The 19,336-nt window shown below is 61.3% G+C and carries 12 protein-coding genes; 7 read left to right on the top strand and 5 right to left on the bottom strand.

The genetic code is table 11. From position 1 onward, the window contains the following. The first annotated feature begins 8 nt into the window (after positions 1 to 8). Both B7X90_RS00965 and B7X90_RS00960 read left to right on the top strand, forming a co-directional pair. Positions 9 to 1,598, top strand: coding sequence for an alpha-L-arabinofuranosidase C-terminal domain-containing protein (locus tag B7X90_RS00965; RefSeq protein ID WP_292620890.1), 1,590 nt, complete (start codon positions 9 to 11; stop codon positions 1,596 to 1,598). Between the two features lie 394 nt (positions 1,599 to 1,992). Beyond that, entirely contained in the window at positions 1,993 to 2,937 is a 945-nt protein-coding gene (locus B7X90_RS00960; RefSeq protein WP_292620888.1) for an RES family NAD+ phosphorylase, read from the top strand. Positions 2,938 to 3,127: 190 nt separating this feature from the next. Here the strand turns inward: B7X90_RS00960 and B7X90_RS00955 are convergent, their stop codons facing one another. From B7X90_RS00955 to B7X90_RS00940, 4 genes are read right to left on the bottom strand one after another with little or no spacing between them, the layout of a single operon-like run. After that, positions 3,128 to 5,044, bottom strand: a complete 1,917-nt coding sequence (locus tag B7X90_RS00955; protein ID WP_292620886.1) for an NPCBM/NEW2 domain-containing protein — start codon at positions 5,042 to 5,044, stop codon at positions 3,128 to 3,130. Further along, the gene (locus B7X90_RS00950; protein ID WP_292620885.1) at positions 5,041 to 6,120 is read right to left on the bottom strand and encodes an alpha/beta fold hydrolase; all 1,080 of its coding nucleotides are present in this window, start codon (positions 6,118 to 6,120) and stop codon (positions 5,041 to 5,043) included. Before B7X90_RS00950 ends, B7X90_RS00955 begins: the two co-directional genes overlap by 4 nt. Before the next feature lie 34 nt (positions 6,121 to 6,154). Then, positions 6,155 to 7,171, bottom strand: coding sequence for a cupin-like domain-containing protein (locus tag B7X90_RS00945; RefSeq protein ID WP_292620884.1), 1,017 nt, complete (start codon positions 7,169 to 7,171; stop codon positions 6,155 to 6,157). 3 nt (positions 7,172 to 7,174) lie between these two features. Further along, positions 7,175 to 7,897: a SapC family protein gene (locus B7X90_RS00940; protein WP_292620882.1), complete on the bottom strand. Its 723-nt coding sequence runs from the start codon at positions 7,895 to 7,897 to the stop codon at positions 7,175 to 7,177. A gap of 411 nt (positions 7,898 to 8,308) precedes the next feature. Between B7X90_RS00940 and B7X90_RS00935 the strand changes: the two genes are divergently transcribed. The 5 genes from B7X90_RS00935 to B7X90_RS00915 all read left to right on the top strand — a co-directional run bounded on the left by B7X90_RS00935 (position 8,309) and on the right by B7X90_RS00915 (position 16,987). Then, the gene (locus tag B7X90_RS00935) at positions 8,309 to 8,509 is read left to right on the top strand and encodes a hypothetical protein (RefSeq protein ID WP_292620881.1); all 201 of its coding nucleotides are present in this window, start codon (positions 8,309 to 8,311) and stop codon (positions 8,507 to 8,509) included. A gap of 3 nt (positions 8,510 to 8,512) precedes the next feature. Continuing rightward, a complete protein-coding gene (locus B7X90_RS00930; protein WP_292620934.1) occupies positions 8,513 to 11,140 on the top strand; it encodes a TonB-dependent receptor in 2,628 nt (875 codons plus the stop codon). Between the two features lie 68 nt (positions 11,141 to 11,208). Beyond that, entirely contained in the window at positions 11,209 to 12,771 is a 1,563-nt protein-coding gene (locus B7X90_RS00925; RefSeq protein ID WP_292620879.1) for a tryptophan halogenase family protein, read from the top strand. A gap of 74 nt (positions 12,772 to 12,845) precedes the next feature. After that, on the top strand, positions 12,846 to 15,494 hold the full coding sequence (locus B7X90_RS00920; protein WP_292620932.1) for a glycoside hydrolase family 3 C-terminal domain-containing protein: 2,649 nt from the start codon (positions 12,846 to 12,848) through the stop codon (positions 15,492 to 15,494). Continuing rightward, on the top strand, positions 15,491 to 16,987 hold the full coding sequence (locus tag B7X90_RS00915; protein WP_292620878.1) for a glycosyl hydrolase family 8: 1,497 nt from the start codon (positions 15,491 to 15,493) through the stop codon (positions 16,985 to 16,987). Before B7X90_RS00920 ends, B7X90_RS00915 begins: the two co-directional genes overlap by 4 nt. A 21-nt stretch (positions 16,988 to 17,008) precedes the next feature. On the opposite strand, the gene B7X90_RS00910 is transcribed toward B7X90_RS00915, so the two are convergent. Then, a complete protein-coding gene (locus B7X90_RS00910) occupies positions 17,009 to 19,336 on the bottom strand; it encodes a glycoside hydrolase family 95 protein (protein WP_292620876.1) in 2,328 nt (775 codons plus the stop codon).

The raw sequence follows: 19,336 nt of genomic DNA, 5'->3' as shown, positions 1-19,336 counted from the left end.
AGCGTTCGATGAAAGCCGTTGCCAAGACCATTCGAACCGCGCTGCTGGCGGCGACAACTGCGCTGATCGGTATCGGCACCCCGGCTTTGGCCAAGGATGCCGCCGTCGAAGTGAAGATCGATGCTGCGCAGACCGGCCCGGTGATCGACAGGCACATCTTCGGCCAGTTTGCCGAGCATCTGGGCAGTGGCATCTATGGCGGGCTGTGGGTCGGCAAGGATTCACCCATCCCCAATGTGCGCGGTATCCGCAGCGATGTGGTGGGCGCATTGAAGGCGCTGAAAGTGCCCAACGTGCGCTGGCCGGGCGGCTGCTTTGCCGATGAATATCATTGGCGCGATGGCATTGGCCCGGCAGACAAGCGCCGCGTGCAGATCAACACCAACTGGGGCGGGGTGCCTGAATCCAACGCATTCGGCACGCACGAATTCATGGACTTTGCCGAGATGATCGGCGCGGATGCCTATATCTCGGTCAATATCGGTTCGGGCACAGCGGCAGAAGCTTCGGCGTGGATCGAATACATGACCGCCGAAACCGGTGCGACGACGCTGGCCAAGGAGCGCGCCGCGAATGGGCATCCAAACCCATGGAAAGTGCCTATTCTGGGCCTTGGCAACGAGAACTGGGGCTGTGGCGGGGCGATGTCGGCCACGCATTATGTCGAGGAAATGAAGCGCTTCGCCAATTTCACGCGCAACTTCAATCCGGCGCAGCGTGAAGGCGCTGCCCGCATGAAGCGCATTGCGGTGGGCTGGGACAGCGACAAGCTGGACTATACCGAGGAAGTGATGAAGGCGTGGAAGGACCACGTCTATTCATGGGACATCGAAGGCGTATCGCTGCACAAGTATACCACCGGAGGCTGGCCGCCGCACTTGCCCGCCACTGGCTTTGGCAACGAGGAATACGCCATCGCCATTGCCGATACGCTGACCATGGACAGCCTGATCACGCGGCAAAGCGCGACGATGGACAAGTACGACCCCGAAAAGAAGCTGATGATCGCGGTGGACGAATGGGGCGCGTGGCTGGCCCCGACACCGGGCAGCAATCCGGGATTCCTGCAACAGCAGAATTCGATGCGCGATGGCGTGTTGACCGCGCTGAATGTCAACATCTTTGCCCGCCATGCCGACCGGGTGAAGATCGCCAACATCGCGCAGATGATCAACGTGCTGCAGGCGATGATCCTGACCGATGGAAGCAAGATGGTGCTGACGCCCACCTATCACGTGTTCAGGATGTACGTGCCGTTTCAGGATGCGCAGACTACGCCCGTCACATTCGATGCCGGGAAATATGTGAACGGCAAGCACACCCTGCCGAGCGTCGATGCGATGGCGGCCAAGGACAAGGCCGGGCAGGTGTGGGTCTCGCTGGTCAACGTCGATCCCGAAGCAGGCACAAGCGTGACGATCCCCGGCTTTCGCACGGCCAGCGGTGAAGTGCTGACCGCGCCGAAAGCGGACAGCGTGAACACTTTCGCCGCGCCGTCGGTTGTTTCGCCTAAGGCGATTGCCGGCAAGGCATCGGGCAAAGGCGTGACGATCACGCTGCCGCCCCATTCGGTGGCGGTCGTGAAAGTTTCGAACTGAATGCAAGAACCACCCTGCAACAGTCTCTAACCTCCCTCCTGAGGCTGCTGCAATTCACTGAAAGGCCCGGAAAGCACACCGCTTTCCGGGCCGTTTTTTGTGGTGCTGGCATCGGGATGTGAGTCAGTTTCGCGATCCAGGCGGGGAGAGGCGCTGGACTAAGTGCGACGTGATGGTAGCTTTTGGGACATGGGTGGGGCCGCGATGGGGTCTGATTTTGGGTGGGGAGCGGTCGTTTAGTAAGACCAGGCTACCGACTATTTCTGGGACGATGCTTGAACCCGCTGCGCGGGAGTGGTGCTAGAGGTAACGACGCGATCGCGCGCCATGGACGATCGGTTAAAAGGTCGCCATTGTCCGATACTGGTTAAGAGTAATTGCAGAGAAATTTTCGATGATTAAGAAAATTGGCCTCTCAAGGCTTGAGATGAGGGAGCAGATAAAAAGGCTAAATCGGTTAGATTTCAGCAAATCCGATTATAAAACTGTCAAAGCAATCGTTAGCCGGATGATTGCCGGTGTCCCCATCATGGTTGGGCCAACCAAATCCCACGAGCTCTTTTTCCGCGTGCGAAAAAATCCCGGGCACAAGCTGCGGAATGTCTCGGAGCTTTGTGCACCTTCCGCTGACTGCGTGAGTGGTTTTCAACGGTGCAATGCTCCCGGCCATCCAATGCTGTATTGCTCCTCTCGCCGTATCACCGCTTTGCTCGAATGCGATGTGCAGGCGGATGATGTTGCATACATCTCTCAATGGATCGGTAAGAAGGAGCTACCAGTCAACAAAGTGTTCGATATGGAAGAAGATCAAGCGTTCATGGAGCGCTTGGACGAAAAGGACACTATGCTTTATGCTTATCTGGACACTCTGTTCACCAGAAAGGTGCCTAGAGACTTTTCGACGGACTACAAACCTACCGCCGCCATCTCAGATAAATTCACGTCAGATTTCAATAAGCGGGAAGAAGGTTTCATTTTGGAAGATGGGAGGATCGGTATCCGCTATCCGTCCGTTGTTGACCTTGAGAATTCTTACAACACAGCGTTTCCACCGCACTTTGCTCTCGACCGGCTCGATCTGCTCCATGTGATGGAGTTACAAATCCAAAAGAGGCAGGCCGATGAGATTTTGGTTTCCCTTTCCGACACTGCTACCGATTTCGATGATGGTGTCATTCATTGGACCGGCGACGCCAACAGCATACCCGCTCCGCGTGACCCCAAGGGCGGAGTGTTGTTCAGGTTCTCAGGCGAAAAGTGGCGTGTGCTAACGACTGAACATTTGCCTGTTCCTGCCGACATGGCCGAACCATATTTAAACGAGCTACTCAAGGAGTAGCTGCCGCCGTACTAAAATGAACGAACAGGGGATCTTGCGCGTTTTCTGCCAAATGGCCAAGTGTCCGCAACGGCGTCGCTAAAAGAACTCCCGCTTTTGGCGAGAGCAATGGCCGAAGCGGCCATGCAAGTTCGACAAGGTTTGGCCCGTTTCCAGCCTTCGTCATTGAAGCAGGAAACGGGCAGGCATTTCACCGGTCCAGCGCTGCCATCGCCCAGTTGACCGGCACCGTCTGCATTTCCGTGCGATTGCCCTCGGCGACCAGTTCGACGATTTTTGCGCCTTTGACCGGGACCGAGATCGGCATCGGCTTGTCTCCGCGCTTCATCCAGTCCGTTTGCATCAGGCGCTTGCCATCGGCGTGAACCGAGAAGCGGACGCGGGCTGTGGCGTCGGCGGTGGCATCGTCGATCCCGGCAAGCGCGGTGAACGTGGCAAAGCCGTTGTTGCGCACTTCGAGGCGTGAGTTGGCGAGGGTGCCGATGGCGCTGGCGTAAGTTTTGCCAGCGATCTTGGGCGTTTGCGCAAAGGGCGTGGCGTCAGCTCTCGCGCCACCCCAGCCGCCATAGACCGGATGCTCGCCATCCGCCTTGGTCGAGCGCCATGGCAAGAGTCCGCGATAGACCAGCGGATCGGCCATTGGGTGGACCACGCCATCGACGGCGGGGTTCACGTTGGCGGGCTGCTCGGACAAGTACAGGCCCTGAGGCCGCTCGCGCGTGCCGCTGGCCTTGAACAGCAGCGTCTGGTGGCGTTCAAGGTGAATCGGCATCTCGTCAGTGAAGGACTTTGTGCCGCCGTCCCACAGGTCGGTCAGGCTGATGGGCTGGTCGGCGCGGAACTTCAGGTGTGATGCGATCAGCTTGACGTCGATCGGGCTGCCTGTGCGGTTGAACAGAGCGACCGCCTTGGTGCCATCGGCCAATGTCTTGACGAAAATCTGCACAGAATCGCCATCGTAGGCGAGCACGGCCTGATTGGCGGCAGCATCCTGATTGAGAGCGGTGACCTGTGCGTTGCCCAGTACGCCCATGATCTTTGGCGAGGCCTTGCGCAGATCGAAGCCGATGATCAGCGGTGCATTGAGCATGGCCCAAAGCGACATGTGCGAACGGGCTTCGGCGATGTGTTCATCGTCGAATTCACCGCTGCCGATGAACAGCATATCGGGATCGTTCCAGCTGTTGGGCTTGGCATAGAGTTCGCGGCGCGAGGCCGAATCGAGGTTGTGCAGCATCCGCTCCCAGTTGGGCGAAATGTCTTCGCTGGTGCGCGAAAGGTTGCCCAGCGTGCGCGCCCACGATCGCACATCAGCCGAGCCCCACAGGCAGATCGACAGGACGAAATCGTTGCCGGGTTTGTTGCGTGCCAACGCCTGCCCGACTTGACCGAACAGGGCCTTTACCGCCGGAATATCGGTGCGCGGGATCGTGTCGTAATCGATCAGCGGATCGAGCGCGCGCAAACGGCCGGACTGGACTTGCGGGCTGTCAGCGGCCAGCGCGCGAATGCCGCAACCATCGACCTTGATGTAATCGAAATTCCATTCACCGAAATAGAGCGCGATGTCCCGATCGATGTGGCCATAAAGCCCGATCTCGCGTTCTGCCTGCGTACCGGCGGGCTGGCCGGGGCCTGTGGGATCGCCATAGATCTGGCCGCAGCTGTTGCGGCCGATTTCGCTGTAGATGCCAGCCTTCAGGCCCATGGCGTGGAGCCGGTCGGTGAAGGGGCGGAAGCTGGTGTTGCCATCTGCAGTGCGGGCCGAAGGGAAATTATCGGTGCGGATCAGCACGCGGCCATCCGTCTGACGCCGCTTGGCCCACCAACCATCGTCGAGGTTGATATAGCGATAGCCCTTGGCCGCGAGGCCGGAGTCTACGATCAGCTGGGCCGATGCGATGACCTTTTCTTCGTCAATATCGGTGCCGAACGCGTTCCAACTGTTCCAGCCCATCGGCGGCAGGGGAGCATTGCCCCGCGCGGTGACGCTCCACTGGCCGCGCGCCTCGAGCGAGCGTTCGGCTGCGCTTTGGTCCTGCGCCAGAGCAGGGGCGGACAGCAGCGTTGCTGCAAGCAATGCTGCGCACAATGAAGCGCGGTTCACTGGCCTGCTCCGAACTGAAGATGCTGGTTGAAAAAGGGCATGACCTGCTCCTGAAAGCGGAAGGCGACGCGGTTGGTGTGATCGCCTTCGTAGAGGGTGAAACTGTTGGCGATGCCATAGGCATCAAGCGCCTGATGGAGCGTGGCCGTGTCGTCCTTGAGGCCGTCCTTGTCGCCCACGTCCATCGCGATGGCGGCATAGCGGCGCAAGTTGCCGACATATTGATCAACGAAAGCCAGCGGGGCATTGGCGGCCCACTTTGCCAGCACATCTGCACGTGGCTCGCCCTGTGCGTCCAGCGGCAGATCGAGGTAAAGCGGCGGGTTCTGCGGATTGGGCGACCATGCCGCAGCGGCAGCCAGCGTGGCGTGCTGCATCCATTGCAGCCCTGCCGAATCGGCCGGTGATTTCATCGCGCTGTAGGCCTGCATCGCTTCGGGCGTGAGGCCCATCAGCGTGCGGGCAGAGAGGCAGCGCGGGCTCATCAGGTAGAGCGCGCCGAACACGTCTGCGTGCTTCATGCCGATGCGCGTGGCGCCATATCCGCCCATCGAATGGCCGACGAGGCCCCGGCTCTCGCGCTTTGGAATCGTGCGGTAACGCCGGTCAACCTCTGCCACCAGATCGTGCGCGATGAAGCTTTCGAAATCGCCGGTCGTGGCCGAGGAGGAGTACATCGAACCGTTGTGCACGGTCTTGCTGTCGGGGAAGACCGCGATCATTTCGCGCGTCCCCTGGGCAAGGGCGTTTTCGATCACGCGCGGCACGTGGATCTCGCCGATCCATTGTTCCGCGCCGATGGAATAGCCGTGCAGCGCATAGACCACCGGATAGCGCCGCGCCTTGTCGCGGCCATAGCTGGGTGGCAGCACGACGATGACCGCGCGATCGGCGCTGTTGCCTTCCAGCGAACCTTCGAGAGCACTGCTGTGCAGCGTGAGGCGCTCAACCGTGACCTTTGGCGCTCCGACAATTGCGGCCGGTGCAGGCGTTGCAACTTGTGCATTGGCGAATGCGCCGAAAGGTAGCGCTCCTATCATCAGGGCGGAAAGGGCAATCATGCGGTATAGGCGCATCGGCATTCTCCCGTGTGGTATGTGGGGCGGGTGTCTATCCGCCGCGCAAGGCGCGCAGGATCATCGCGCGGATCTGGCCGTAACCACCGCCGCGCAGTGAACCGAGTACGCCGCGTCGTTCTTGCGGCAGATGGGCAAGTGGGTGGCCATCAGGGCGGAAAACGAAGTGATCGAAAAAGGCGCGGAAGGCGTCGCGCTCTGCCGCAGGACGCTCTGCAATGGTGATCATCGCGTGCAGCATGGACAGCATCGGCGCATCCGGGCCGATGGCGGTGGCATCCCACCAATAGTTGAGCATGACGTTGACCGGGGCGTCAGCTTCAACCTGATGCCACCACAGCTTTGGCAGGAACAGGGCGTCACCGGGGGCAAGATTGACCACCAGCGCGCGCTGGCGTGCAGCGGCGAAGCGCGGATAGGCGGGTTTTTCAGGATCGGCGGCGGCCATGCTCACCGGTTGCCCGGCCATGGTGTGATCGATCGGGCCGACATAGAGATCGCCAATGGCATCAGGCGGATAGAGCGTGAAGCGGCGCGATCCGGCCAGCACACACGCGATGTTCTCATAGGCGTCATAATGGCAGGCGACGTGCGACCCGTTGCCGATCCACAGTCGGGCGGCCACCTCTGACGGCACTACGGGCAGGCGATTGGCCTCGGCAAAGCCGGGCAAATAGTGTGAGGCAAGCAGCGAGCCGACATAAGTGGTGCCGCTCTCCTCGCCCGACGCCTGGCGCAGCATTCGCGCAAAAGCACTGGATAGAGGCAGCGTTTCGCGTTCGAAATTGAAGCCGCTCAGGTCCCCATTGTAGAAATAGCGCCCGGCGGCATCGGCTGAGGCATGGAAAACTTCGGGGCGCTGGCCGCAATCGAAGGTCTGGATGTAGCCCAGAGCCGCTGCAGGCGAGGGCGTTCCTGCAGTCACGGCAGGCAGGTGTGCGCCAAGGCCGCGCATCACTATAGGCTGTGCCGCGCAGATCACATTTGCAGCAAAAGACTCGGCAGAAGACAGCGCCGGGTCATCGCGTGAAAGTTCGCGCACAGTTCCCATGGATCAGGCCCAGCCAGCCAAAGCCCTGTCGAAACCTGATGAGCGCGATCCTGCTGATTCGTTCTTTCGCCGCGCCAGCAATCCGATCTGGTGCAGCGATCCGCGCATGGCCAATGCCGCTTGCAGCCAGCCATTGCGAAATAGTCTGATGATTTCAATATCACCCAGAGCCGACATGGCATCACCGCTGATCGAGTACAGCCCGTTGAGGGCAATGTTCGAGCCATCATCGAACTGCAACTGGACATCGATCGGTTCGACCAGCTTCAGGTTTGTCATAGCCTCGATGAAAGCCTCTGTCGGCGGTCCCATCGCCATCAGCTGTCCGATGGCCTTCTGCACCGCGCGCATCTGCGCGGTGGGTTCACCGTGGGCTTCAAACAGGGCGATAGGCCCGCCTGCTGCAAAGCGCGGGTGGGCCAGATCTACCGCGATGCTTTGTTCGACAGCATAAAAGCCCTGACGCACCAGTTCCAGCGGCACGAACGGCATCTGCCCGGAATCAGCAACGTCCACCAGAACCTCGCCGGGGGCGAACCCGAATAGCGCGGCGAGCGAGAAGCGTCCCGTTTCTGCGGATTTTACGAGAACGACCGGGCAGCTGTTTGCTGCAAGCTCAACTTCTCCGACAACAATCTGGACCATATGCGGATGCGGCCCGCCCAGCCTATGCATGTGAAGCGCGCCATGCGTTCCACCGTCCAGCAGTTCCAGCTGCTCCTGCATCTATTGCTCTCCCATTTTGATATTGAACATGACTTGCCCGGACCGGCACCGCAAGCCAAATGTTTGCGCTATCAGCAGCATCAGGCAGGCAGGTGATGCAGATATGTCATAGTCAGCACGATACTCGGTATAAAGCAGACAATTTGATGTTGATAGCGCTATCGCGACTCGCTATGGGGTATTTCGCAAGGTGGCGACAAGCACATCGGCGTGGAGAGATGCAATGGGTGGCGGAATGCCGCTCCGGCGAAGGACTGTTCCCTCCATTCCATGTGCATGTGACCAAATCCTGACTTCAGGACGCGGTATCGCTACCTTCCCGGGCGGGGGAGCCGTCAGACATGGGGTTTGGGAGAGGGTATGGATAACGCACATGCTTCAGGGTTGCTTTTGCGCACCGGGATAAGCGCATTGGCACTGGCAGTTGCAATGCCAGCACAGGCGCAAATGGCCGAAAACGCGGTGAGCGATGAAGCAATCATCGTCACTGGCATTCGCGGTTCCTTGCAGCGCAACATGGAGATCAAGCGGACGGCCTCCGGCGTGGTCGATGCAATCTCCGCTGAAGATATCGGCAAGTTTCCTGACGCGAACGTGGCCGACGCACTGTAGCGCCTGCCCGGTGTTTCGATCCAGCGTTCCGGTTCGCGTGGTGAAGCCACCGGTGTGACAGTTCGCGGCTTCGGCGGTGACTTCAACGACACGCAGTTCGATGGCCGTCGCCTGTCGACCGCGTCGGGTGGCCGCGCCGTTGACTTTTCGACGATCGGTTCGGACTTCGTCACGCGCCTGAGCGTTTACAAGACGCCGGACGTGACGCTGGGTTCGGCCGCAATCGGTGCAACGATCGACGTTGCGCTGCCCAAGCCGTTCGACAGCACCGGCACCAAACTGGTGGCCAAGGCGCAGGCTGCGATTCAGGATCGCAACGGAAACGTCCGTCCTTCGGGCGGCGTGCTGGCCAGCACCACCTTTGCCGATGATACGATGGGCATTCTTGCCTATGCCGCCTATCGCCGCGTCGATACCACTGCAAACCAGGTGTTCATTCCCGGCTGGATCGGTAACCGCTTCTACGAGTGCCAGGCGCAGGCCGCTTGCGCTCCTGCAGATCTGACCCCTGCAAAGAAGAACGTGCTTGGCTGGTTCCCGCAACAAGTTGGTGCCAATCAGGTTACCACCGAGGATGAGCGCATCGATGGACGCCTTGCCTATCAGTGGCGGCCAAGCGATACGGTTGAGCTGACCATTGATGGCACGTTCACACGCCAGACCCTGCGTACTGCCGCTTATGGCTATGGCGCATGGTTCAACGGCGATGATCTGCGCAATGTGAAGCAGGACAGCAACGGCACCGTCGTCGACTTTAATCAGTTCGGTACGCCGATGGATTTCAATGCGGGTCTGACGCGCAACATCAACCAGACCTTCATTGTTGGCGGCAACCTGAAGTGGGAAGCGACCGACAACCTTTCGTTCGACTTTGACGGCGCCGTATCGCGCTCGGTACTGAACCCGGGTCGTAACGGTATCGTCAACAACATGAACATTGGCTACGGCGGAACCAACCCCGGCGGTCCGTTCCTGTCCACCCCCTGCACGTTCCCGGCCGGTGCCACAGATTCCACGCCGCCGACCAGCTGCAGCACTTATGGTACCGTGCTTGGCGCCAATGCTGGCGTGACCATCCTGGGGTCGAGCGCGGAATTCCTGCCGAGCGTGAAGAACTTCGGACCGAACGGCGACATCAGCCGCTTTGCCGACAAGTCGATCATGGGTAGCCACGTGATCGTGCGTAATCCGAACTACTTCACCGATCTGGTCAAGCAGTTCAAGTTCGTCGGCAAGTGGGAACAGGAAGACGTCAAGGTTCACTTCGGCGCGCGCTATTCCGAAGACAAGTTCTATCAGGAAGGCGAGAACACTTTTGTCAACGGCACGTTCTTCCGCTATGGCGGTTATGGTGCGCCGTCGGGCCGTACCGGCGGACTTTCGCCGCTTCCTGCCAGCATCTTCCAGGGGGACATCAGCACGGCGGGCTTCATCCCTGGCTACAAGGGCGATGTTGCGCCGACGATCGTCAAGTATGATCCTGAAGCGGTCTACAAGCTCCTCGAAGCCACCGGTGGCGGCACCACGCTGCCAGCGTTCGATCCGGCCAGCGTTCTGGGCGTGACCGAAAAGACGTGGGCCGGTTTCTTCAAGGTTACGTTCGATACCGACCTTGGCGGAATGCCGTTCCATGTGACTACCGGCGTGCGCAACGAGTACACCAAGCTCACATCGCGTTCGATCGGTCGCTTGCCAACGCGTCTGATCACGGTTGCCACTGACCCGACGCTGATCGCGGTAGACACATTCACGCCGGAACAGACGATCCTGCGCGAAACGTCATACAACTATCTTCTGCCAAGCATCGACGTGAAGCTGGAAGTGACCTCGAATTTCGTGGCTCGCTTCGATGCTTCGCGCACGCTGACCCGTCCGGCGCTGGGTGACCTGCGTCCGACTGTGAACCTTGGCACACTGCGCCGTGGCAGCCTGGCGGCATCGGGCGGCAATCCCGATCTTCGCCCCTATGTTGCTGACAACTTCGACCTAGCGGGTGAATTCTACTACGGTTCGAACTCGTATGCCTCGGTGAACTTCTTCTTGAAGAACATCAGCAACTTCATCGTTGGCGGGGTGAGCACGCAGACGATCAACGGCGTAATCGATCCGTTCACCAACCAGCTTGCCCAGTTCCAGGTCAATGGCCGCGTCAACGGTCCTGATGGCACGGTGAAGGGTGTGGAAATTGCATGGCAGCACGTGTTCGGTGAGACCGGCTTCGGCTTCAACGCCAATGCCACGATCGTCGATACCAACCGCGATTTCGATCCGTCGGACATTTCGGGTTCGGCCTTTGCCATTACCGGTCTTGCCAATTCGGCCAACCTTGTCGGCTTCTATGACAAGCACGGTTTCGAAATGCGCGTTGCGGCCAACTGGCGTGACAGCTACCTGTTGGGCCTTGGCCAGCAGCAGGGCGGCACCTTCGGCGCCGAGCCGGTCAACGTGAACCGCCAGTTCCAGGTGGACGCGAGCGCCAGCTATCAGGTGACCAAGCAGTTCACCGTGTTCGGTGAAGTGACCAACATCAACAACTCGAACTTCAGCACGTATGGTCGTTATTCGAACATGCCGCTGGAAACGTTCAACTACGGTCGCCGCTTTGTCTTCGGCGCCCGTTTCAACTACTGACGTAACATGAAGACAGCGCCGGGCTCCATCCCGGCGCTGTCACCCATAGCAGGCGGAGCAGGACGCGGATGGTGCGGGCAGTGCGCGATGTGGTAATTGTCGGGGGCGGAACGGCCGGGTGGCTTACCGCCGCGATCATTGCCGCAAAGCACAAGGCGCGGATTGGTCACGACTTCTCCGTCACGCTGGTGGAAAGCCCCAACGTGCCGATCATCGGCGTGGGCGAAGGGACATGGCCGACCTTGCGGTCCACGCTGAAAAGTGTCGGCGTTTCCGAAACCGATTTCTTCCGAGAATGCGACGCCGCCTTCAAGCAGGGCGCGCTTTTTGCCAAGTGGACCACGGGCGCCGAGGACGACGCCTATTACCACCCGCTCGTGCTGCCGCAACGCTTCGGGCAGCTCAACTTGGCACCGCACTGGTTGGCGGGCACGCTGAATGAGGGTGGCGACAACGGTGAGACGTTTTGCGATGCCGTTTGCCCCCAAGGCCGGATCTGCGATGAGAACCGCGCACCCAAGTCGATGACAAATGCCGAGTTCGAGGGGCAGGCCAATTATGCCTATCACCTCGATGCTGGAAAGTTTGCGCCGTTCATGCAGCGGCATTGCACCGAAAAGCTGGGCGTGCGGCATGTTCTGGCCGATGTGCGCGAGGTGCTTCAGGACGAAAGCGGAGATATCCGCGCGATCGATACCGATCAGGCTGGTGAGATTGCAGGCGATCTGTTCGTCGATTGCACCGGGATGCGCAGCCTGCTGCTGGGCGGTACGCTGGGCGTAGGGTTCAAGGACTGCAACGATGTGCTGTTCTGCGATACCGCGCTGGCAGTGCAGGTGCCCTATCCCGATGATCAGGCGCCAGTGGCCACGCACACCATTTCCACTGCGCAATCGGCGGGCTGGATCTGGGACATTGGCCTGCCGACGCGGCGCGGCGTGGGCCACGTCTATTCGAGCAGGCACATCAGCCGCGAAGAAGCCGAGGCCGAACTGCGCGCCTATATCGGTCCGCAACACGCTGATTTGCCGGTGCGCAAGATCGACATCCGTTCGGGCCACCGCGAACTGTTCTGGAAGAACAATTGCGTGGCCGTGGGGCTGGCCGCCGGGTTTCTTGAACCGCTGGAGGCATCGGCCATCGTGCTGATCGAGCTTTCGGCCAAGATGATCGCCGATCAGATGCCGCCCGCGCGCGAAGTGATGGACATCGTGGCAAAGCGCTACAACGAAAAGACGTTGTACCGGTGGGGGCGGATCATCGATTTCCTCAAGCTGCACTATGTGTTGAGCAAGCGCCGCGACACCACGTTCTGGCGTGACAACATGGACCCGGAAACGATCCCCGAACGCCTGCAGGAATTGCTGGCGTTGTGGCAGTATCAGCCGCCCTACATGCACGAGGAGTTTGACCGGGTGGACGAAGTGTTCCCCTCGGCTTCCTACCAGTACGTGCTCTATGGCATGGGCTTTCGTACCGAAGTTTCGGCGCGCGCACTTGAACCCGAAGTGCGCGATGCGCGCCGGGCACGGCGCGACAATGCCGATCAGACAGCGCGCATGGTTGCAGCCCTGCCCACGCATCGAGACCTGATTCAACGTATCGTCAAGTACGGGTTGCAGCCTGTGTAATCTGCGCATGAGTCCGTCGGGTCGCACTGGCCGGACTGCATAACCGAAGAGGATTTCCAGTGACCAAATGTTCGATGTCCCTGCAGGGAATTGCACGCCTGTGCCTGTCGTCCGCAGTGATAGCGCTAACCACGGTTCCAACTGTGGCGCAGGAAGCGTCGGCACCGGTCGTGGAGGCTGAACGGCTGGCATCGGCATTGGTCGTCAAGATGACGACCGACGAGAAGGTGGAGCAACTTCTGAACGTTGCGCCCGCGATCCCGCGTCTGGGCATTCCGGCCTACAACTGGTGGACTGAAAGCCTTCATGGCGCAGGCGGCGCGGTGCCAACCACGAACTTTCCGCAGTCTATCGGCCTTGCCGCCACGTTTGATCCACCGCTGATCCACGATGTAGCGCGCGTGATCAGTACCGAATTGCAGGGCCTTCACACGCTGGCACGCCAGACCGGTCATCTCGGCAAGATCGGAACCGGGCTGGATACATGGGCACCCAACATCAACATCTTCCGCGATCCGCGCTGGGGGCGTGGGCAGGAGACTTATGGCGAGGACCCTTTCCTGACTGCGCAACTGGGCGTGGCCTATGTGAAAGGCATTCAGGGCCCCAACCCCGATCTGCCCGATGTCATCGCCAGCCCCAAGCACTTTGCCGTGCATTCCGGCCCGGAACCCACGCGCCACACCGACAACATCATGGTCACGCGCCACGATCTGGAAGACACTTATCTTCCCGCCTTCCGCGCTGCCATTGTCGAGGGCAAGGCTGGATCGATCATGTGCGCCTACAACCGCGTCGATGGCCAGCCCGCTTGCGCCAGCGACTTGCTGCTGAAGGATCACTTGCGCGGCGCGTGGGGCTTCAAGGGCTATGTCGTGTCGGACTGCGATGCCGTGTTCGACATCTACGAACGCCACAAATTTGCGCCCGATGCCGCATCGGGTGTCGCCGTAGGCCTGCTGGCAGGTGTGGACAACGAATGCCATACCGGCACCATCGGTGAGGCCAAGGGGCTGGCCGATCGCTACAAGGCCGCGCTCAAGGCCGGTTATCTGACCGAGGGCGATGTCGACCGCGTGCTGGTGCGGCTGTTCTCGGCGCGCTATCGCAACGGTGATCTGGGCGGGATGCGCGCGCGCCAGCCCAATGCCATGCCGGTTAGCGCGGTGGGGACCAAGGCGGGCTGGGACCTGTCGCTGACGTCGGCGGAAAAGAGCCTCGTCCTGCTCAAGAACAACGGCCTGCTGCCGCTGAAGCCCAATGCGCGGATCGCGGTGATCGGCCCGCTGGGCGATGCCACCCGCGTTTTGCGCGGCAACTATTCGTCGCCCAACTCCGCACCGCCGATTTCGGTGGCAGAAGGCCTGCGCCGCGCGATGCCGCAGGCGCAAGTCACGTATGTTCCGTTTGCGCCTTCGATCACAGACGGCGATCTGGTGACCGATGGCAATTTCCTGACGCCCGATGGCAAGCCCGGACTGCGCGCGCTCTATTACAACGCAGTCGACCCCGATCAGCCGCGCGGAGAGCGCAAGTTCGGCGCAAAGCCGGTGGTCACGCGGATCGAAACGAACCTGTCGAACAACGCGATGCAGCTCAAGGAAGTGCATCCCGCGCACAAGGTGGTGTGGGACGGCTTTTTTGTTGCGCCTGAAAGCGGCCTCTACAAAATGGGCGTGACGGCGGTTAAGGGTGCCATCGAAATCGATGGCAAGCCGGTGATCACCTCCGATCACTACTCGCTGTGGGGGGAGCCGCCGAAATACGTCGAGGTCGAACTGACCAAGGGCGAGCGCTATCCGCTGCACTTTGACATCGAAGGCGGCGGTGCGGCAGGACCGGGGCTTTTCTGGAAGCGCATCAGCCGCGATCCATGGGGCGACATGGCCCGCGCGGCTGCCGATGCCGATGTGCTGGTGGCCGTGGTGGGCCTCACCGCCGATCTTGAGGGCGAGGAAATGCCGCTCAAGATCGAAGGGTTCGATGGCGGCGACAAAACCAACCTCGAACTGCCGATGGATCACCGCGAACTGCTGATCCGGGCCAAGGCGTTGGGCAAGCCACTGGTGGTGGTGACGATGAATGGCAGCCCGATCAACATGTCATGGCCCAAGGACAACGCCGATGCTCTGCTGGAGGCGTGGTATCCGGGGCAGGCGGGCGGACTTGCCGTGGCCAACGTGTTGTCGGGCAAGACCAACCCTTCGGGCCGTCTGCCGCTGACGTTCTACAAGGACACGTCCGATCTGCCGCCCTTCACCGACTATGCGATGAAGGGGCGGACCTATCGCTACTACACCGGAAAGCCGGTCTATGGCTTCGGTTATGGCCTGAGCTACACCACCTTCGGCTATGGCGCGGCAAAGGTGGAGCCGGTGGGGGGCAGCACCGCCAATGGCATTCGCGTGACGACACAGGTGACCAACACCGGCACGCGCGAAGGCGAGGAAGTGGTGCAGGCCTATCTGCGTTTCCCCGACCAGCCCGGCGCGCCGCGCGTGGCTTTGCGGGGGATTCAGCGTGTTTCCCTGAAGCCGGGGGAAACGAAGGCAGTAACGCTGGAGCTTTCGCCACGTGATCTGTCAGCCGTGCGGCCCGATGGCGTGCGACAGGTCTTTGCAGGCACCTATCGCCTGAGCCTTGGCGGGGGCCAGCCTGAAAGCGGGCTTCCGGTTACGGAAACCACGTTCAGCGTGGATCGTGTGGTGGATCTGCCCAAGTGAAGGCGCTGTTCCTTGGTGCGATGGCGGTGGCGGTGATCTCCGCGCCGCTTTCTGCCCAACCCGCAAACAAGCCTCAGGTGACCGAGGCTTCGGCCCCACCGCCGGGCGTGGCCTTCGTGCCGCACAAGGAAGCGCCGCTGTGGAAAGTCATGCGCCATCCGGGCGATGGCAAAGGGGCTTACGCCACCGGGCAATACCGCAATCTCTTCACCGAACTGCTTGGCGTGCCGCAGGAGGCAGTAAAAGCGCGGATCGACGCGGCGTGGCGCACCTATTTCCACGGCGACGGGCAGGAGCAGAAGCTCTATTTTGAAACCGGCGCGAACGAGAACGGGACGCTGGCCTATATCACCGATTGGGCCAATAACGACGCTCGGTCCGAAGGCATGAGCTATGGCATGATGATTGCCGTCCAGCTTGGCCACAAGCGGGAATTCGATGCGCTGTGGAACTGGTCGAAAACCCATATGCAGGTGACCGACCCGGACAATCCGTCCTTCGGCTATTTCGCGTGGTCGATGGGCACCGATGGTAGCGCGCGGAGCACCGGGGCGGCGCCCGATGGTGAGGAATTCTTCGCCATGGCGCTCTATTTCGCGGCCAACCGTTGGGGCAACGGCACCGGCATCTATGATTACAAGGCCGAGGCAGACCGTATCCTTACCGCCATGCGCCACCGCGAAGTGCGCACCGGCACACCGCCGTTCCGCATTCACCCCGGCGATGCGCCTTTCGTGCCGCCTGCCACGCCGTGGCCCAGCATCAACAACCGTGCCGAAGCTGCAAGGCTGGCAGCGTTGGGCCAGACCCCGCCTGCTGCGCAACGGCGCAATGCCACACTGCGCCCGCAGTCGGTCGGCCCGATGATGGAGGAAAGCCACGCGATGATCCGCTTCGTGGCGGACGTGGGCTATCCGGGCTCCGATGCATCGTACCACTTGCCCGCGTTCTATGAACTGTGGGCGCGCTGGGGGCCTGAGGCGGACCGGGCGTTCTGGGCCAAGGCCGCCGATGTAAGCCGCGATTACTTCGTGCGCGTCACCCATCCGCGCACCGGACTCGCGCCCGATCACAGCTATTTTGATGGCACGACGATGCCTGCCAGCACGGGCGAGCCATACCCGTTCGGCTACGACAGTTGGCGCACGGCCAGCAACTGGGCAGTAGATTGGTCCTGGTGGGGCAAGGACCGGCGTCAGAAGGGGCTGAGCACTGCGATCCAGACATTCCTGAACAGTGAAGGAATCGACAGGTTTGCCGATCGCTATACGCTTGATGGCAAGCCGCTGTCGCAGCGCCATTCTCCGGGCATGGTGGCGGCAACGGCTGTGGCGGGCCTTGCCGGAACGCCCGATCCGCTGGCCCGCGCCTTTGTGAAGGAATTGTGGGACACGCCTCTGCCCGAAGGCGAACAGCGCTATTTCGATGGGATGCTCTACCTCATGAGCATGATGCATCTGGCAGGCGAGTTCCGCGCCATCGGCCCACGCTGATTGAACCCGTCCGGGGCCGGATCACACCAACTCCGGCCCCTTCAGGCGGACAATGCGCCCGGCCTTGAGGTGCAGGGTGCGGCGTTTTTGACCAAGGCGCACGTCGCAGGTTTGCGATTCCATCGGCTGAAGAATGGCCTCTACCAGCGCGCCATCTGCCCAGCGCAAGTCCACCACCACCCCGCCGCGCGCCACAATGCCGCGCACGTATCCTTGCGGCCATGCGCGGGGGAGGGCGGGGAGCAGGTGGATCGTGCCGCTGCGGCTTTGCATGAGCATTTCGACAATCGCGGTGGCTCCGCCAAAATTTCCGTCGATCTGGAACGGTGGGTGGGCATCGAACATGTTGGGATATGTGCGCTTCGGACCCAGCAGCGCGCGCAGGATGGCGTGCGCCCGCTCGCCATCGCGAAGCCGCGCCCATAGCGCAATGCGCCAAGCCGTGGCCCATCCGGTTGATTCATCGCCGCGACGATTGAGTGAGATGCGGGCAGCTTGTGCCAGTTCCGGCGTGCGGTCTGGATCGATCTGATGGCCGGGATAAAGCGCGTAGAGGTGCGAAACGTGGCGATGATCCTGTTCGGGCGCGGCCTCGTCCCAGTCCTCAAGCCATTCCTGCAATTGCCCGGCCTTGCCGATGCGGTCCGGGGCAAGGCGCGCTCTGGACTCCAGCAATTGCGTTGCAAGTTCAGTGTCCTGGCCCAGCACTTGTGCTGCATCGGCCGTGCGTTCGAACAGGTCGCGCAGGATCTGGCGGTCCATGGCCGGGCCGGAACATACCGATGCGCCGAAGGGGTGCGGATTTTCGGGGGAGATCGAGGGGGACGTGACCAGCCCTTCGGGTGAAGGCTGCAACGTATCGAGAAAGAACTGCGCTGCACCGCGCATCAGGGGGTAAATTTCGGCCAGCCACGCCTTGTCGCGGCCATAGTCCCACCGGTCCCACAGTGCGTTGCACAGCCAGGCACCGCCCAGCGGCCATAGACCCCATGCCGCGCCGTCAATCGGGCTGGAAGCGCGCCACAGATCGGTGTTGTGGTGCGCCACCCACCCGCGCGCGCCATAGATTTCGCGCGCGGTCTTTGCCCCGGTCACGGCCAGTTCGCGCACCATGCGTAGCAACGGTTCGGTGCATTCGCCCAGATTGGCGGGATCGGCCAGCCAATAGTTCATCTCGGTATTGATGTTGATCGTGTATTTCGAACCCCACGGTGGGGTGGTGCTGTCGTTCCACACGCCTTGCAGATTGGCGGGCTGGCTGCCGGGGCGGGAAGAGCAGATCAGCAGATAGCGGGCATAGGCAAAGTAGAGCGCGGCCAGCGCAGGTTCGTCGGTCTGCACGTTAGAGGAAATGCGCGCATCGGTGGCCAGCGGGCTGGCGGGGCCGAGATCGAGCGCTGCTGCGCGGTACAGCGCCCGGTGTGCTGCCAGATGGGCCTTGCGCAATGTGGCCCACGGCTTGGTGCGTGCCGCCGCGATCTGTCGGGCAACTGTGGCTACCGGATCGCCCGAAACATCGCTCGGCCCTTTGTAACTGGTCGCCAGCGCGATCAGCACCGTGGCCGTGCGGGCATCTTCGATCACAAGGTCTGACCCGTCGGCGCGCACCGAACCACCGTCGGTATTTACCGAAACGTGCGCGGCGATGCGCAGCGCGCCGGGAATGCCTTGGTCCGCCCGGTTGCGCCCTTCAGCCCGAATTTCGCTTCCGGCGGCCGAAACGCGCGCATCCTGCGGCGTGGCAAAGCGCAGGCGAAAACGAATGGTTGCGCCGCTGGCTGCCGAAAGCCGCACCGCGATGACCTGATCAGGACCGCTGGCAAGCACCTCGCGCGTGACCGGGCCGGTGGGCGTATTGAACCGCGTCAGCGCGATGGCGCTGTCGAGATCGAGCTGGCGATGATAGCGGGTCAGTTCATCGTCCAGATCCATATCGATGAACAGATCACCAAATGTCTGGTAGGCCATCTGGCTTGGCGGGCGGGCCAGCAAGCGATCATTGGCCAGTGCTTCAGCCTCGGCAAAACGGCGCGCGGCGATCAGGCGGCGCACCTCTGCCACGGCCTGAGGGTTTGCTGCAGGATTCAGCGGATCATAGGGGCCGCCGCTCCAAAGCGTATCTTCATTGAGCTGGATGCGTTCACTGGCCGTACCACCAAAAACCATGGCGCCGAGCCTGCCGTTGCCAACTGGCAGCGCCTCGGTCCAGACTTGGGCGGGTTGATTATACCACAACAGATCGCGGAGCGGCTCTGGCGGAGTTTTGGCTACGGCGCTTGTCTTGGGCAAAAAACCCTGACCAGTTATCGCAGCGCCTGCCGCCATCACTTGTCTGCGCGAAAATGCCAT

Source organism: Novosphingobium sp. 17-62-19 (assembly GCF_002256775.1).
In the GTDB taxonomy this organism is placed as follows: domain Bacteria; phylum Pseudomonadota; class Alphaproteobacteria; order Sphingomonadales; family Sphingomonadaceae; genus Novosphingobium.
This window is presented reverse-complemented; position numbering and strand designations above follow the sequence as displayed.

Excerpts from the sequence above, each read along its gene's own strand:
- B7X90_RS00960 (WP_292620888.1), top strand. The coding sequence starts at position 1,993 with ATGATTAAGAAAATTGGCCTCTCAAGGCTTGAGATGAGGGAGCAGATA.
- B7X90_RS00950 (WP_292620885.1), bottom strand. The coding sequence starts at position 6,120 with ATGCGCCTATACCGCATGATTGCCCTTTCCGCCCTGATGATAGGAGCG.
- B7X90_RS00920 (WP_292620932.1), top strand. The coding sequence starts at position 12,846 with ATGTCCCTGCAGGGAATTGCACGCCTGTGCCTGTCGTCCGCAGTGATA.
- B7X90_RS00925 (WP_292620879.1), top strand. The coding sequence starts at position 11,209 with ATGGTGCGGGCAGTGCGCGATGTGGTAATTGTCGGGGGCGGAACGGCC.
- B7X90_RS00965 (WP_292620890.1), top strand. The coding sequence starts at position 9 with ATGAAAGCCGTTGCCAAGACCATTCGAACCGCGCTGCTGGCGGCGACA.
- B7X90_RS00945 (WP_292620884.1), bottom strand. The coding sequence starts at position 7,171 with ATGGGAACTGTGCGCGAACTTTCACGCGATGACCCGGCGCTGTCTTCT.
- B7X90_RS00940 (WP_292620882.1), bottom strand. The coding sequence starts at position 7,897 with ATGCAGGAGCAGCTGGAACTGCTGGACGGTGGAACGCATGGCGCGCTT.
- B7X90_RS00910 (WP_292620876.1), bottom strand. The coding sequence starts at position 19,336 with ATGGCATTTTCGCGCAGACAAGTGATGGCGGCAGGCGCTGCGATAACT.